This is a genomic window from Mycobacterium sp. (assembly GCF_049278535.1).
Classification (GTDB): domain Bacteria; phylum Actinomycetota; class Actinomycetes; order Mycobacteriales; family Mycobacteriaceae; genus Mycobacterium.
On the sequence record NZ_JBAPMI010000345.1, the window covers coordinates 1 to 15,662 of the forward strand.

12 protein-coding genes and 2 pseudogenes are annotated in these 15,662 nt (G+C 65.2%); 9 read left to right on the forward strand and 5 right to left on the reverse strand.

Annotation, left to right across the window (positions count from 1 at the left end):
- Positions 1-5,038, reverse strand: a 5,038-nt coding sequence (locus WAO18_RS22520; protein WP_422208458.1) for a BTAD domain-containing putative transcriptional regulator, incomplete at its 3' end; no start/stop codon positions are given.
- Between the two features lie 167 nt (positions 5,039-5,205).
- On the opposite strand from WAO18_RS22520, the gene WAO18_RS22525 reads away from it, so the two are divergent.
- From WAO18_RS22525 to WAO18_RS22535, 3 genes and pseudogenes are all read left to right on the forward strand, one after another.
- Entirely contained in the window at positions 5,206-6,762 is a 1,557-nt protein-coding gene (locus WAO18_RS22525) for a dolichyl-phosphate-mannose--protein mannosyltransferase (RefSeq protein WP_422208449.1), read from the forward strand.
- 514 nt (positions 6,763-7,276) lie between these two features.
- Positions 7,277-7,721: pseudogene (gene soxR / locus WAO18_RS22530) on the forward strand (redox-sensitive transcriptional activator SoxR).
- 88 nt (positions 7,722-7,809) lie between these two features.
- On the forward strand, positions 7,810-8,406 hold the full coding sequence (locus WAO18_RS22535) for an alpha-ketoglutarate-dependent dioxygenase AlkB (protein ID WP_422208450.1): 597 nt from the start codon (positions 7,810-7,812) through the stop codon (positions 8,404-8,406).
- 3 nt (positions 8,407-8,409) lie between these two features.
- On the opposite strand, the gene WAO18_RS22540 is transcribed toward WAO18_RS22535, so the two are convergent.
- The 3 genes from WAO18_RS22540 to WAO18_RS22550 are packed head-to-tail and all read right to left on the reverse strand — an operon-like array spanning position 8,410 to position 10,747.
- Complete coding sequence (locus WAO18_RS22540; protein ID WP_422208451.1) at positions 8,410-9,063, reverse strand: DUF5642 family protein; 654 nt, start codon at positions 9,061-9,063, stop codon at positions 8,410-8,412.
- 24 nt (positions 9,064-9,087) lie between these two features.
- Positions 9,088-9,747, reverse strand: coding sequence for a DUF5642 family protein (locus WAO18_RS22545; protein WP_422208452.1), 660 nt, complete (start codon positions 9,745-9,747; stop codon positions 9,088-9,090).
- 1 nt (position 9,748) lies between these two features.
- Positions 9,749-10,747 (reverse strand): GNAT family N-acetyltransferase, encoded by a 999-nt coding sequence (locus tag WAO18_RS22550; protein ID WP_422208453.1) that lies wholly within the window; start codon positions 10,745-10,747, stop codon positions 9,749-9,751.
- 91 nt (positions 10,748-10,838) lie between these two features.
- Between WAO18_RS22550 and WAO18_RS22555 the strand changes: the two genes are divergently transcribed.
- The gene (locus WAO18_RS22555) at positions 10,839-11,585 is read left to right on the forward strand and encodes a class I SAM-dependent methyltransferase (RefSeq protein ID WP_422208454.1); all 747 of its coding nucleotides are present in this window, start codon (positions 10,839-10,841) and stop codon (positions 11,583-11,585) included.
- 3 nt (positions 11,586-11,588) lie between these two features.
- On the opposite strand, the gene WAO18_RS22560 is transcribed toward WAO18_RS22555, so the two are convergent.
- Positions 11,589-12,152, reverse strand: coding sequence for a hypothetical protein (locus WAO18_RS22560; RefSeq protein WP_422208455.1), 564 nt, complete (start codon positions 12,150-12,152; stop codon positions 11,589-11,591).
- Between the two features lie 141 nt (positions 12,153-12,293).
- Here WAO18_RS22560 and WAO18_RS22565 point away from each other — a divergent pair, with 141 nt between their 5' ends.
- From WAO18_RS22565 to WAO18_RS22585, 5 genes and pseudogenes are all read left to right on the forward strand, one after another.
- The gene (locus WAO18_RS22565; RefSeq protein ID WP_422208459.1) at positions 12,294-12,959 is read left to right on the forward strand and encodes a TetR/AcrR family transcriptional regulator; all 666 of its coding nucleotides are present in this window, start codon (positions 12,294-12,296) and stop codon (positions 12,957-12,959) included.
- 207 nt (positions 12,960-13,166) lie between these two features.
- A complete protein-coding gene (locus tag WAO18_RS22570; RefSeq protein WP_422208460.1) occupies positions 13,167-14,369 on the forward strand; it encodes a cytochrome P450 in 1,203 nt (400 codons plus the stop codon).
- A pseudogene (locus tag WAO18_RS22575) lies at positions 14,366-14,469 on the forward strand (SDR family mycofactocin-dependent oxidoreductase); the annotation flags it as partial. The gene WAO18_RS22570 and the pseudogene WAO18_RS22575, both read left to right, overlap by 4 nt.
- A 23-nt stretch (positions 14,470-14,492) precedes the next feature.
- Entirely contained in the window at positions 14,493-15,461 is a 969-nt protein-coding gene (locus WAO18_RS22580; protein WP_422208456.1) for an enoyl-CoA hydratase/isomerase family protein, read from the forward strand.
- A 16-nt stretch (positions 15,462-15,477) separates the two neighbouring features.
- A partial coding sequence (locus tag WAO18_RS22585) for a CoA transferase (protein ID WP_422208457.1) occupies positions 15,478-15,662 on the forward strand: 185 nt, incomplete at its 3' end.

The window sequence follows — 15,662 nt, forward strand, 5'->3', positions numbered from 1 at the left end:
CGAGGTCGGCCTCGTCGAATACCTCAGCGCGGCTGAGCAGATCACCATCGACCGTCATGATTTCGACGCCGCGCCACTCGGCGTCGAAACCCTCGTGCGAGGTTCCAAATCCCACCCAAGTGAAAACCGCGCCGAGGTCGTTCACCCGATGGGCTTTCTCGATGTAGACGTTGAGGGTTTGGTCGAGGTCCCACCCGGCACGGATGTATTCCTGCCCTTGGCCGGGCGCAAACGCTGCCGCCCTGCGGTGGTCGATACTCACCACATCCGGCGTCGACGCCGCGACTTCGCGCCGATTGTGCGCAACGAAAACACCGGCGATTACCGACCAAGTGGGCGCGTGGGCCGCCCCTTCGCCGGCGAGGTAACGGGCGTCGAGCTCCGCATACGCGGCGTCGATATCGTTCGAATCGAATGCGATGATCGCCGAGATCCGCTCATCGGCATTGATCTCGATTACGTATAGGAGATCGACGGCGAAAGCGTCAGGGCTCTCGTCGACGCGCGAGAACCGGGTGCGGGTCAGGATGAGGCGGTCCCCACGGGTGGCAATGACGTCTGAAACCGTTTGTGCGACCAGCAGATCGGTGGCCGTCTGGAACTCCCTGATGATGGCATCCCGACCATGGTGGATTCCCGCGCCTATCAGGGCCCGGCGGTCATCGCCGTAAAAGTCGTCGGCGACGATCTGCGCGACCGCGTCCCAGTCGCGGGCCGCGAAGCTCGCCAGCCAGCGCTCGCACACGCGGCTTGCCGCGTTTTCCAGCCGCCGCGCCTGACGGTGTGCCTCTTCCTCGAATCGGGCGTGCGCGGTGTCGAGTTCGGTGACCGCGGCGTCCATGTCTTCGAGGTCGAACCAGATCTGCAGGGAGATTCGGCCCTCTTCGTCGATGCCATATATCTGCAGAAATTCATCCTGCGGCGCCCCAGGGCTCGCATCGGCAGTGCCCACCACCAATCGAGCGAGAGCCAGGCGCTCACCTCGCACGGCGACGTCGTGCGCGGTAAGCCGCATGCCGCTCCCCCCAATAACGCGCCCGACCTCATGTGCCCAGTTTTCCGGTGGGACGATCGCGACAGCAGCGTGCGTAAAGCCGACGGCCTTCCGGTGACTCTCGCTGAAGACATTGGGCGCGTATAGCTGCTCGTACTCATCCAACGCCCCGCGATTAACAGCATCCACCACGCGTTTGCCAGCTCGTATGCATGCATTGTCGAGTTCGACAACCGGCGGTGGTTCGGGCGGCGCGGGGACAGACGGGAGGTCTCGCTCGCCAAGAATGCGCCGGGTCATATCGGCGAGCGCCGCTGCCCCTTTCCGCTCATACAGATCAACGGCCCGCTCGCCGGCGACCCGCGCTCCCGCAACATCGCCGGCGGCGCTCAAAACCGTTGCCAGCGTGAAACATGCGTCGCCATGATCGACCAACGCGTCGGTGCGCTCGGCCAGGCCGACAGCAGCCTGCGCGATCCGCCGAGCCTCATCATGATCATTGCCGCGCGAAAGCAGCTGCGCCCGGAGAGCTCGCCAAGCGATCGACGCCTTCAGGGCGTGGCCTGCGAGTCGCTCACTCTCCAAACACAATTCGTTGGCCTCGGCGTCGCGGTCGAGCGCGAGGCACGTGCGACCCAACAGCGCCGCGGTCTCGGCGGTGTCGGCGTCGAGACCCATGCGGCGAAAGCCGTTGTAGGCCTGGCGAAAATGGCTCTCTGCAGCAGTTGGATCGTCGTCGATGAGCTCGACAATGCCGGCAAACTGCTCAACTTCTAAAAGAGCGTGGCGCAGGCCGAGTTCGGTGACCGTGCGCCGGGCCGAGTCGATCATCCGTCGCGCCGCGGCGCCACGCCCGCGGAAGGCCTCCAATATGGCCTGGCATCGCGTCGACGTCGCCTCGACTGCGGGCGAATCAGTCGTAATTCGCAGCAGCCGCACCACGTCAAGGCACCGACCGCCAGCGCGTGGAACAGGATTGGGGCCCCACAGCGCGGCCAGCGGTGCACCCGCCAGCACGGCATTCACCCGGCGGTGATCACGCGCGCGTCGCGCCGCCGTGAGGGCGTCGTCCAGCGCGATTTCGCCGTCGCCGATTCGGCCAAGGCGGGCGAGACATGCGGCCCGAACTGTATGGGCGTTGGCTTCGCCTGCGGCATCGTCTAATTCGGCCAACTTTTGGGCGGCCGAAGCTAAAGCGGTTTCAACCTCGTCCAGTCGCTCGGGATGGATAAGCATCGACAGCTGGCCGTCGAAACACGTTGCCCATGCTGCCAGCCGCGCCGAATTGACTGTCGCGTCCTGCAATTGCGAGACCGCGCCTGCCGCCGAAGCCACGTCACCGGCGGCCAGCAGAGCCTCGCAACGCGCAACCAGCAGCTCAGCAGCCTGGTCGTCGCGGTCGGGCAGCTCGTCGTCAATCTCCTCCAGTGCATGCAAGGCCTGGCCGTACAGGTCGGCGGCACCTTCGTAAGCGAGACGAGCCACCGCCTGGTCCGCGGCACGTCGGCAGTACTCGACAGCCTTGGCCGCGTTTCCCGCCCAAGCACATTCGAAGTAGTGGTGCGCCAGCTCAGCTAGCAGCTCGTCGTCGGCGCCGGCCTCATTCTCCAGTGTCGTGGCGATGCGCTGGTGCAGCCGCATCCGCCGCACGGACGGCAGCTCGGCGAGCAGCGACTGTCGGACGATCGCGTGGTTGAACCGGTAGCGGCCGCCGGGCTCTTCGATGACGATGCCGGCCTTGCACGCTTCGTCGAACGCGTCGACGAGGTCATCTTCGACCACGCGCTCGACCAGCTCTACGGCAAACCGGCTGCCGACGACCGCTGCCGCGGCAAGAGCCGTGTTCGTCTCCGCCGGCAGCCGTGAAAGTCGACGGCTCACGGCTTCCCGAACCCCTTGGGGCAGCGTGCGCGGATCCCAACGGCCGCCACTTTCGTCCACGTGACGCAGCGCCTCAATGAGGAAGAACGGGTTGCCGCCGGTGACCGACGACAACGCGCGAGCCAGCTCTTCGTCGTCATACCCGGCCTCGGCGACATATGTGGTCACGTCATCTTCGTCGAGGCCGCTGAGCGAAAGACGGTTGGCCGTGCCAAAACCGGCGTCGCGGTGCAGATCGGCGAGCATCGCCGCAAGGGGATGGGAGCGGTCGAGGTCGGTGCTGCGGTATGTGCCGACGATCTGCACGCGCGCGCGATCGCCGAAGCGCAGCAGATGCCTCAACAACAGCAGTGTTGGCTTGGCTGCCCAGTGCAGATCGTCGAGGATCAGCACCACGGGTGCGCTCGTGGAAGCGAGTTCGAACAGTGCGACAACGGCGTCGAAGAGTGCGTAACGTTCGGTTTCCGGGTCGGCCCGGGTCGGCGCGGCCAGATCAGGTAGGACATCGGTCAGCCCGGGGACCAGTGCAAGCAAGGCTTCAACGCCGCGGATCCCGCGAAGCCGGCTGGTGCCGAGGCAAGGCACGAGCGAACGTAGCGCTTCGGCGAAAGGCTGATAGGGCGCACCGAGATCCTCATCGCAGCGGCCGTACAGCACGACCGCTCCTTGACCGAATGCCTGTTGCGACCACTCGCCGGCCAAGCGTGTTTTGCCCACTCCTGGTTCGCCGGCGATCAGCACCGCATGGATGCCGCCGGCCAGCGCGATCTGCCAGGCGGACACCAGCCCTTCGAGCTCGCGTCCGCGTCCGACGAACGGCCCCGGACCGGTCAGTACCGCGGGCAGGGCCGGCCGCTCGAGGGGTTCGTCGTTTGTCTCTTGAGGCGGCTCGGCGGTTTCCAGACGGAGCTCGAATACGTGTTCTGGGCGTGCGAGGTTTTTCAGCTGGCGCATCCCCAAATCGGCGAGCACAACATCGTCGGGCAATGCGTCAATGACGAGCTCAGCGATCGCGCCCGAGCACAGGATCTGGCCACCTGTCGCCAGCGACCGCAGGCGTGCTGCACGGTTGACCGCCCGACCAAAGTAGTCGCCGTCGCGCAACTCCACCTCCCCGGTATGTAGCGCAACGCGGATACGCATCGGGTCTCGGAGCCCCCACGGCTCGTGAAAGATTGCGTCTTGCAGCTCGATGGCGGCGGAAGCAGCCGCCGACGCCCGCTCGAAGACTGAGAACGTGGCATCGCCCTCACCACGCGTCTTGATCAGCCGTCCCCCGCGGGACGTGACGATCTGTTCGACGAGCTCGTCGTGGCGCGCGAGCGCAACCGCCATCGCGGCGGCGTCGGCCTCCCACGCGGCGGTCGACCCCTCGATGTCGGTGAGCAGAAAGGTCACCGTGCGCGTCACCGACGGAAGATCTTGTGCGCCAGGGATTTCCAGCGCAGTGTCCTGTCCGACGATTAAGGTCTCGAGTCGGCGAAGGTCCGGCCCGGGGTCGATCCCCAGCTCGTCGGCGAGCAGCGCCCGTGCCCGTTGATACGCACCCAGGGCTTCACCCTGCCTGCCGGCGCGATAGAGCGCGAGCATCAGCTGGCCCCAACGCCTTTCGCGCAGCGGCGCCTCGGCCACGGCGGCCTCGAGTTCGCCGATGATCTCGGCGGCGCGACCCGTCGCGAGCAGCGCCTCAGCCCGATCCTCGACCAGTGCGGCATGTCCTTCGATCCACCGCGTCTTCTCAGATATTCCCCGGCGGGTATCAGGTAATTCGGGAGTGCCGCGCCAAAGAGTCAGCGCCTGCTCGAAGCGGGTCACCGCTTGGCTCATGTCGTTAGTGGCGGCGGCATCGCGTCCCAATCGAGCGGCCGTTTTGTAACGCGAGGCATCAACCTCGCTCTCGGCGAGGGTCCAACCCACTCCCTCGGTCAAAACGAAGCCGTCTCCCAGGGTGCGGCGCACCGCGGAGATGTGGGTCTGCAGGGCCTTCGCGGCGGTGCGGGGTGGATCGTCGCCCCAGAGCAACTCAATGAGCGTTTCGGCCGACACCACCGAACCGCTGTGCAGGCCGAGCATCGTAAGGATGGCGCGCGGTTTCCCGCCCGGAATCGTGACCGGTGTGCCGGCCTGCCGGACCTGGAGAGGTCCCAAAACCCCCAGCTCCACGGCTTGAAGCGTACTCACGTTAACGATCGTCGGTGAGACGATTCACAATGCGGTCAAGATCGAGTAAAACTGGCTTGCCGTTGTTGTTGGCAGCGTCGCCCCTGGTAAAAATCCTGATGGGAGGCTGTTCGCCTGGACTTCACGGCCCACAGCCTACGATCGGTCGCGTGACCGCTCCGCCCGATGAACTCGTCGCTGACGAGGCTGCGGTACCGGTGATCAGCCCGGGGCCAACCGAACAGGCGCCCGACTTCGGGCCCGTCGACCGGCTCGAGGGCTGGGTGGTGACCGGCGTGGTCACCGCACTGGCGGCGGTGACCAGAACGATAAACCTGGGGTCGCCCACCGACGCCGGCACCCCGATTTTCGACGAGAAGCACTACGCGCCGCAGGCCTGGCAGATGCTGCACAACCACGGGGTAGAGGACAACCCCGGCTATGGCCTCGTCGTCCATCCGCCCTTCGGCAAGGAGCTGATCGCGATCGGCGAGGCCATCTTCGGCTACAACGGGCTGGGCTGGCGTTTCACCGGCGCGGTCCTCGGCGTGGTGATGGTGGCGCTGGTCGTCCGGATCGTGCGTCGCATCAGCCGTTCGACGCTGATCGGTGCGATCGCCGGAATGCTGCTGATCGCCGACGGGGTCAGCTTTGTGGTGGCACGCACCGCGCTGCTCGACGGTTTCCTGGCGTTTTTGGTGCTCGCTGCGTTCGGCGCGCTGATCGTCGACCGCGATCAGGTGCGCGAGCGCATGCACGTCGCATTGACCGAAGGCCGCATCGCCGAGACGGTGTGGGGCCCGCGGCTTGGTGTGCGGTGGTGGCGGTTCGGCGCCGGGATATTGCTCGGATTGGCTTGTGCGACAAAGTGGTCCGGTCTGTACTTCGTGGTGTTCTTCGGATTGATGTCGCTGACTTTCGACGTAGCGGCACGCCGGCAGTACCGGGTTCTGCGGCCATGGCTGGGAGTCGTGCGCCGCGACGTGATCCCCACCGCATACGCGCTTTTGCTGATTCCGTTCGGGGTGTACCTGGCCAGCTATGCGCCGTGGTTCGCCTCCGAGACGGCCATCGACCGGCACGAGGTCGGCCAGTCGATCGGGACCCAGTCGAATTTCCCACTGCCCGATGCCATCCGGTCGCTCTGGCACTACACCGCCAAGGCTTACCAATTCCACGCCGGGCTGACGAATGCCGCGGGCAACCACCACCCATGGGAATCCAAACCGTGGGCCTGGCCGATGTCGTTGCGGCCGGTGCTCTACGCCATCGATCAGCAGAACGTTCCGGGCTGCGGCGCACAATCATGCGTCAAGGCAGTGATGCTGGTTGGGACGCCGGCGATGTGGTGGATTTCGGTGCCCGTCCTCGCCTACGCATGCTGGCGGATGTTCGTGCGCCGGGACTGGCGTTATGCCGCAGTGCTGGTTGGTTATTGCGCGGGCTGGCTGCCGTGGTTCGCCGACATCGACCGGCAGATGTACTTTTTCTACGCGGCCACCATGGCGCCGTTCTTGGCGATGGCGATCGCATTGATCCTCGGCGACATCCTCTATCCCAAAGCGGGGCAAGGAGGCGCCGAACGGCGCAGCCTCGGGCTCATCGCGGTGTCCTGTTATGTCGCACTGGTTTTGACGAATTTTGCCTGGCTGTTCCCGGTGCTGACCGGTCAACCGATCTCGCAGAACACCTGGAACATGGAGATCTGGCTGCCCAGCTGGCGTTAAGCCGTTTGTCTCGAGACAGATACGGGTCTCGCTGGCCCTGGCGCGACGCGAACACACAGCGTCGCCGCCAGGCAGAAGCCTGGGCCGCGGTGCCGCGCAATCCACTGCCCTAGCTTCCGTTTGGCGCAAAAAAACCGCTACCGGCTCCGACTCGACAAGGTGCACGACTGCCTGACCTTCGGCGAGTAAGTCACGTCGCCGCATTCGCATTCCCACGCGGTGTGTCGACCTCGCCCGCAGGAGCACGACACGACCCCGACAATCATGTGTCCCGGCAGCAGCCAGTGGCCGCGCGCACAACGGTAGGGCCGGTTGTCCGTCAATAGCCGCTCAGCCGCGCGTGCGAGTTCGTCGTCAACATCAATAGTCACGGGACGACAGTGACAGGTTCGGCGCGACAAAGGCAGGTCGGTTGCCGGATCGTAATCGTTTGGTGTCCTGCCTCGCGCGTGTCGGTGACCTAGTTGGCTGGCCCGCAACGCATTACATCGTCGTCTGGCGACTCACCTGAAGTATGGTTCAGGTTGTGGACGGCCAGGAGCTGCTACCCGGTGAACTCGCCAGTCGGGCCGGCGTCGCCATCTCGGCTCTGCATTTCTATGAACGACAAGGGCTGATCACCAGTTCACGGACGTCGGGAAACCAGCGCCGCTAACAGCCGCGACACCCTGCGTCGGGTCGCGTTCATCAAAATGTCGCAGCGGCTGGGCATTCCGCTGGCCCGGGTCCGCGACGCGCTGGCCACGCTGCCCGCCGACCGCGTCCCGACCAGCCGCGACTGGGCCAGGCTGTCGGCCGGCTGGCGCTCCGACCTCGACGATCGGATCCTGCATCTGCAGCGGCTGCGCGACAATCTCGCCGACTGCATCGGCTGCGGCTGCCTCAGCCTGCGCGCCTGTGCGCTGTTCAACCCCGACGACGTGCTCAGCGAGCAAGGACCCGGGGCCGTCCGCCTGTAGCTGAATTGCGCGGCCTCTTTTCGGGCCGCTGCGCGGCCCGCCTCGTCGCCGCACGAAGCTCGAACGTTTGTGCGATAGACTCGGCGTCGTGGCGATCACTGTCCAAGAGTCGTTGTTCGATTGCAACGAACGCCGGTCGCTGGGCCACGGAGCCTGGATCGACATCCGCTCAGGATGGTTGACCGGCGCCGACGAATTGGTGAGCGAACTGCTGGAGACGATTCCGTGGCGGGCCGAACGCCGCCAGATGTATGACCGGGTGCTGGACGTGCCCCGTCTGGTGAGCTTCCACGATCTCTCCGTCGGGCACCCGCCGCATCCACAGCTGGCCCGAATACGACGGCGGCTCAACGACATCTACGCCGGCGAGCTCGGCGAGCCGTTCACCACCATCGGCCTGTGCTGGTATCGCGACGGGTCCGACAGTGTGGCGTGGCACGGCGACACCATCGGACGCAGCAGCACCCAGGACACCATGGTGGCGATCGTCAGCCTCGGCGCCACCCGGACCTTCGCGCTACGCCCCCGGGGCGGCGGCCCGTCGTTGCGGCTACCGCAGGCGCACGGCGATCTGCTGGTGATGGGCGGCTCGTGCCAGCGAACCTGGGAACACTCGGTACCGAAGACGTCGGCCAGCATTGGGCCGCGGATCAGCATTCAGTTCAGGCCACGCGACGTCCGGTAGGCATCAGCCTCGGATCGCGGCCACCGATTTGACCAGCAGGTCGCGGGCCTGCTTGGTGTCGACCGGCTTGGCGGGCTGGCCCTGTACCACGATCGGGTTGGCGGTGACGATCACCTGATAGTCGCCGAAATGCGCGGAGTAGTTGTACAGCTCGCCGCTGCGCGGCTTGCCCTGCACCACCGTCTGGAGGACGCGATGCACGCCGAGCGTCTGCGTTCCGTCGATCTGCGGCACGTCGATAACTTCGATCAGACCGCGCATCCGGCCGCCCTGGAATGCCACCTTCTTGCAGTTGCGCCCGGGCTCCTTGAACGGCACCGGCTGAGACGTTTGCACGGCCATCGTGATGAAGCGGCCGCCATCCCCCTCGGCGGCCACCGCGGCCATGTTTCCCTGCAAACCCGCCGGCATCTCCTCGCCGACCACGAACGCCGCGCAATCGGGCGGATCAAAGGTCAGGCCCGGCGGAAGCTTGTGCGTCGAAAGCACCTTGGGGTCGATGCCGGTCTTCGCGGTTTCCTTGACTTTGTAGCCTGGCCCGAAGTCGGATTTCACCTGCACGATCTTGGTGATATCGGCCGAGGGCGGCGCCTCAGAGCTGTGGGAACAGGCCGCCAACAGGCAGACACTTCCGATCGCTACCGCAATCCGCCTCATTCGCGCCAATCTAACGCACCGGCGTCAGCCGTGTATGGCCGATACCGTTTTCACCAGCAAGTCGGCCGCGAATTGAGGCGTAAGGGCGGGATCCGGTGAGCCCGGGTCACTGATCACGGTGGTGAATGCATAGTAGTCGCCCAAATATGCGGTGAAGGTGCTTGCCCGCGAACCGATTTCATTGCCGCCCTCGACCGATGTCGCGATTTCGGCCGCCATACCAAGGGTTTCGGTGCCATCGATACGAGGTGGGGCGATGAGATGCACACGCGCGCTGGCCCGCCGTCCCGTCATACTCCACTGACGGCACTGGGCGACCAGAGTCTGATCCAGCGCCAGCGGGCTCGTTGGCCCTTTGACCACAACCGCGTACACGGTGCCGCCCGCTCCCGATCCCGAAATGCCTTGCGCGGACTGCCCGTGGCCGCCGGCCGGATCACCCAACGCCGCACATCGCGCCGGCATCGCGACGCCGGAACCGCCGAGCCCCCAGATCGCCGGTGGCGCAGTCACATCCGAGATCGTGCTCACCTCGTAGCCGGGCGGTAGGTCGCGCCGGACCCGCCTGATGTTGCCGGGATCGACGTGGCGCACCTGTGCGCTGGCCGACGGCACCGGCGGGCGTTCGCTGGGATGGGCACAGCCGGGGAGCAGCAGCAGAACCGCGACTGCGCAGCACCGCATGCTAACTGACAGCCCGAATCACTTGGCGCGCAGCATGGTTGATTTTCGCGACCATGTCACTGCTCAGTGGGAGATCGTGTGGATCGGGCACGTCGACCACGGTGGTGACGACCCCGACGTCGTCGCGCTCCCAGAACGCGCCGTAGTGGTCCATGATCGTGCGCATCGCCACGTTGTCGGCAAGCATCCGGCCGGAGAACCTTTCGACGCCGGCGACCCGAGCAGCAACGGAAAGGGCGGCGATCAAGAAAGATCCGATCCCGCGACCTTGGTAGGCGTCGGCGACGGTGAACGCGATCTCCGCGACCTCCGGATCGTGGTCGTCGCGCACGAAGCGCGCGTCGGCGACCGGGTTGCCGCTGTGATCGGTCATCACCCAGACGAAGTGGTCGACGTAGTCGACCTCGGCCAGGTAGTCCAGCAGCGCCGGGCTGGGCACGCGCGCCGACATGAATCGCCGATACAGCGTCTCACTGGAGAACCAAACATGGCCCTGCAGCGTCCGCTCGCTGTCACCCGGCAGCACGGGACGCAGGAGAAGGTCGGCGCCGTCGCGGGTGTGGACCGGGATCGGCGTGAGAAAGGCCGCGAGCCGTTGGCGCACGGTTTTCACCAGTCGGCTCATGATCCCGGGGATGTGCACCAGGCGCGCGAACGCGTCGCTGTCGCCGATCCAGCCGGTCAGCAACTCGGTGGTGGTCACCGTTGCCGTCCGCGGGATGTGGCGCAAGAGAGCGATCTCGCCGACGATCGTGCCGGCCGACACGTGCTCGACGGTCACCACGTCGTCATCGGCGACGTGGCAAATCTTGGCCGTGCCGGTCGCGATCAGCAGGAAGGAGACCGCCTGTTCGCCCTGCGCCATCAGGGTCTGGCCGGCGGCGGCCCGCAGCGGCTGCAGGCTGGCCGCCAGTGGCATCAAGTCCTCGGCGGGACAGCCGTTGAATATGTCCAGCGCGGCGAGTTCGTCGGCGCGTAGCGCGGTCACTTCGGTCACCATGCCGCCCCTGTCGCCGTCTCCGAGATAGTGCCAAGGCTAGGGGTGTTGATCGCCTTGCAGCAAGGACATCCGCCCCGGCAGACTCATTCAAATGGCCAGCACCGATGACGCACTGGAAACGACCCGTCATTTGCTCAACCGCGAGGCGAGCCTGCGACACGGCTTTCTCGACGTGCTTGGCGAGTCGGTTGCCAGCGAAACTCCCACGCTGGCTCAGCTCGCGATGAACAGCCCGCTGGTCGCAACGGTGTATGAACGGCTGTGGCGCCCGGTGGCGTTCTACGTCGCGAGCGGTGTCACCACCAGCAGCGAGCAACGCCGCGCAGCAGACGCCCTGGACTTGTCGCGTACCAACAGGCTACTTGATATCGCTTGTGGCCCAGGAAATTTCACTGGAAAGCTGGCGCAACAACTACCGGCGGACGGCCTTGCGGTCGGGTTGGACATCTCCGTACCGATGCTCAGCCGTGCCGTGCTGGACAACAGCGGACCGCGTACCTGTTATGTGCGCGGTGACGCGGGCACGCTGCCGTTCGACGATGAAACCTTCGACTCCGTCTGCTGTTTCGGCGCGCTCTATCTGATGCCCGAACCTTTTCAAGTCGCCCGCGAAATGGTGCGGGTGCTACGGCCCGGCGGTCGAATGGCGATCCTGACCAGCTACACGGGCCAGATACCGGGAGTCCGGCACGCGATGAACGCGGGCGCCCGGCTAGTCGGGCTGCGCTTGTTCGATCAGCACGAGTTCGTCAGCCTGTTCTCCTCGTCCGGCCTTGTCGACATCGAGCAGCAGACCCAGCGCATGTTTCAGTTCGTGACCGCCGGTAAGCCCGGCTGAGGGTCAGGCCATCGAGTAGAAACCCTCGTCGGCCTTATGAGTGACGAGGGCACCGCCGGCGGCCAGGGCCTGCGATTTGAACACCTGGGCAGCCGCACTCGGCCGGTGCCGGACAGCGACGAACGTGCAGTTCAAGTTGGTCGGGTGGTGCCGGCCCCAGAGCAGGACGTCGGCCTCTTTGTCGTTGCCGACCGCGAGCACCCGTTGTCGGAGGGCGTCGCTTTGGACCATCACGTCCGTCGCGACCGCAAGCAGGTGCGGACGCGGCAGCACCTCGGCACGGTTCGGGTGGGCCAATCGTCTCGTGACCCTGCCGCCGAGGATCCGGATCGGCCGGTCGTCGATGCCGCGATCGGAGTCCTGGTCGACGATGACGCTGACATCCCATCCCGCCATCGCGCGATCGAAGATCAGGCCGCCGATCGACATCACCGCGTCGGCGATGTTCGCGGCCACCACCTGAAATTGGTAGCGGCCGAAATCTTCCAACTCCTCCCGCGGCGAGGACGCCCGGGGCAGTTGAGTCGGGCGATGCGCTTGCTTGAGCGGGCTGGCGGGAGCAGTCACATGTTGTCCGTTCGACGGTTTGCACAATTGCCGGGTGACACTACGAATATAGAGTAAGCTGGGCCCGAACAACAACCTAGCTCGTCGCAGGGATCTGCTTTGACACCAAAACCGCGGGTGAACCGCCGCTACACTGCCGGGATACCAAACAGACGTAAGCCCAATCCCGATCAGCGCCGCCGCGAACTGTGCGATGCGGCCATACAGCTGCTCGCCGACGATGGCGCTAAAGGGCTGAGCCATCTGAAGGTTGACGGCCGCGCCGACGTCCCCGATGGCACCACGTCGTTCTACTTCCGCACCCGCTCGGCGTTGCTGCACGCAGTCGCCGAACGCATGGTCGAACTCGACCTGGCAACGCTGCAGGCGGTTGCCGACAGCGGCGGCCGTGAGGATCAGACGTCAGCGTCCGCGCTGGCCAAAGTGGTCATCCAGTCCGGCGAAGAGCCGCAACTGAGCCGAACCCGGGCCCGTTACGAGCTGACCATTCAGGCCACCCGCGATACGGCAATCGCCGAGACTTTGCAACGCGCCACCGACGCCTTTACCAAGCTGCATCACGACATCCTGGTTCAGCTGTTGCCGCACGGCGCCGACCTGGACCCCGACGTCGTCGACGACCTCAGCAACATCACCCTGACCTTCATCAATGGGCTCATGCTGCGGTTTGTCCACGGCGACCGGATCATCGACAGCCCCGAACAGCTCGACGGGGTGCTGTCCGCGATCGTCGCCGGCGTCCTGGGCAGCGCGCAGCAGGGGCGGCTCACCCATGACGGCGGTGCGTTGCAACCGCGTTCGAAATAGGTATCGGATCTTGCCCAATGCGGGCTCATATGGTTCTCTACGGCAATAGAGTTATCCCGTCGCGGGTAAGCGCGCGAGCGCGGTTCTATTAAGCGAAAGGTACAAATCCCCCGAACCACCTCCGACGCTGACACACTGGCGACAGCGATCCGGCATGCCGCCCATCCGGATCGCCGAAGTTGTAGCGAAAGGCAAGATTTCGTGACGATCAGCACCGGCGTGGACGTCCAAGACGTCCATTACGACCCCTACGATGTCGTCGTCGACGCGGACCCGTACCCGACATTCGCGCGGTTGCGCGAAGAAGCACCGCTGTACTACAACACCCAACACGACTTCTACGCGTTGAGCCGATTCGCCGATGTCGACAAGGGACTGGTCGATCACGGCACATTCAGTTCCGCGCGCGGCGTCATCCTCGAGTTGATCAAGGCCAACCTCGACATCCCGCCCGGCTTGCTGATCATGGAAGATCCGCCGATCCACGACATCCACCGCAAGCTGCTGGCCCGGATGTTCACCCCGCGCAAGATCGCCGCACTCGAGTCGCAGATCCGCGATTTCTGCGCCAAGGCGCTGGACCCACTGGTCGGGACGGGGCGCATCGACTTCGTCGGCGACCTCGGCGCGCAGATGCCGATGAAGGTGATCAGCATGCTGCTCGGCATCCCCGAGGACGACCAGGAATTCATCCGCGACCACACCAACGCGCAGATGCGCACCGAAGCCGGCAAGCCGATGAACGCCGACCACGGCCTGGCCACCGGCGAAATCTTTGCGGCCTACATCGATTGGCGCGCAACACATCCCTCCGACGACATCATGACCGAACTGCTCAACGTCGAGTTCGTCGACGAGACCGGCATTACCCGTCGCCTGACCCGCGACGAACTGCTGATCTATCTCAACGTCGTCGCGGGCGCGGGCAACGAGACCACGACCCGGCTGATCGGCTGGGCCGGAAAGGTTCTCGCCGAACACCCGGACCAGCGCCGCGAACTGGCCGCGAACCCTGCGCTGGTACCGCAGGCGATCGAGGAGCTGCTGCGTTTCGAGCCACCCGCCCCGCATGCCGCCCGGTACGTGACCCGTGACGTCACCTTCCACGGCCACACCGTGCCCGAAGGTTCGGCGATGATGATGCTGATCGGAGGCGCCAACCGCGATCCGCGCCAATTCGGCTCGGACAGCGAAGAATTCAACATCCACCGCACACCTCGCCAGCACCTGGCCTTCAGCGTCGGCACCCATTTCTGTCTGGGCTCGGCGCTGGCACGCCTCGAAGGGCGCATCGCGCTCGAAGAGATCCTCAAACGCTTCCCGGAATGGGAGGTCGACTTGTCCAACGCCAAACTCAGCCCGACGTCGACGGTGAGGGGATGGGAGTCGATGCCGGCCTCGACAGCATGACCGGTCGCGTCGCGGCAAGGTCGCGTTCGTCAGCGGGGCAGCCCGCGGACAGGGCCGCAGTCACGCTGTCCGTCGATGCGGGCAGCTTGCTCAAATAATCAACAGCAAGGCGGGAGAAAACTAATGCCTGAGTTCGACTACGAAGAAATGAAGAAGGAAGCCGAACAGTACATCAAGTTCGAGAAGGACAAGAAGAACCGCATCGCCTACATCACCTTCGACCGTCCCGAGGCCCAGAACGCTACCAGCCTGGGAATGCGGCAGAACTACGCCGACCTGATCCACAAGTGCAACGTCGACGACGACGTCAAGGTCGTGGTGATCCGCGGCGAGGGCGATGATTTCGGCAGCGGCGGCGACCTGCCCGAGCAGCGCCCGATGCTCGAAAACCCGGGCATGCCACTGCATCACGAGCTCGCGATCAATGACGACGACGTCAAGTACCCGCCGGGTGGTTCCTACCGCTACCTGTCCACCGTCACCGACTTCTACGCCAAAGCGCGCGCCGGAAACCGTCCGCTGCAGGAGCTTCGCAAGATCAGCATCATCGAGGCCAAGGGCTACTGCTACGGCTGGCACTTCTACCAGGCCGGCGACGCCGACCTGGTGATCTCATCCGATGACGCCCTGTTCGGGCACCCGGCATTCCGCTACGTCGGCTGGGGGCCGCGGCTGTGGTGGTGGGCTGAGACTATGGGCCTGCGCAAGTTCTCCGAAATGCTCTTCACTGGACGGCCTTTCAGCGCGAAGGAGATGTACGACTGCGGCTTCGTCAACAGCGTGGTGCCTCGCGACAAGCTGGAGGCCGAGACCGAGAAGTACGCGCTGGCGTGCTCGCGGTCGCGCCCGACCGACACGGTGGCGGTGCAGAAGACCTTCCTCGAGCTGTACAAGCAGCACAAGGGCGAGTACTTCGGCAGCCTGCTCACCGGCATGGTCGAAGGCATGCTGCCGATGATCAAGAACGACGCGGAAGAGGTAGACCTCACCGGCGGAACCTTCGAAAAGGGCCTCAACAACGTCGTGAAGGACAACGACCTCAACTTCCCGCCGGAGTGGCGATTGAGCCGCTCGGGGCGCGCCAAGCCCTGACGGCTCGAGGTAGCGCATGTCAGCGCTGACTGGTATCAGGATCGTCGAGCTGGCCGAATCGGTTGCCGGAGAATACTGCGGAAAGCTTCTCGCCGACTTCGGCGCCGAGGTGATCAAGATCGAACGCCCGGGTGGTAGCCCCACCCGGGCGATGGCACCGCTCGTCGGCGATAGGGGTGGGCCAGAGCGCAGTGCGGTGTT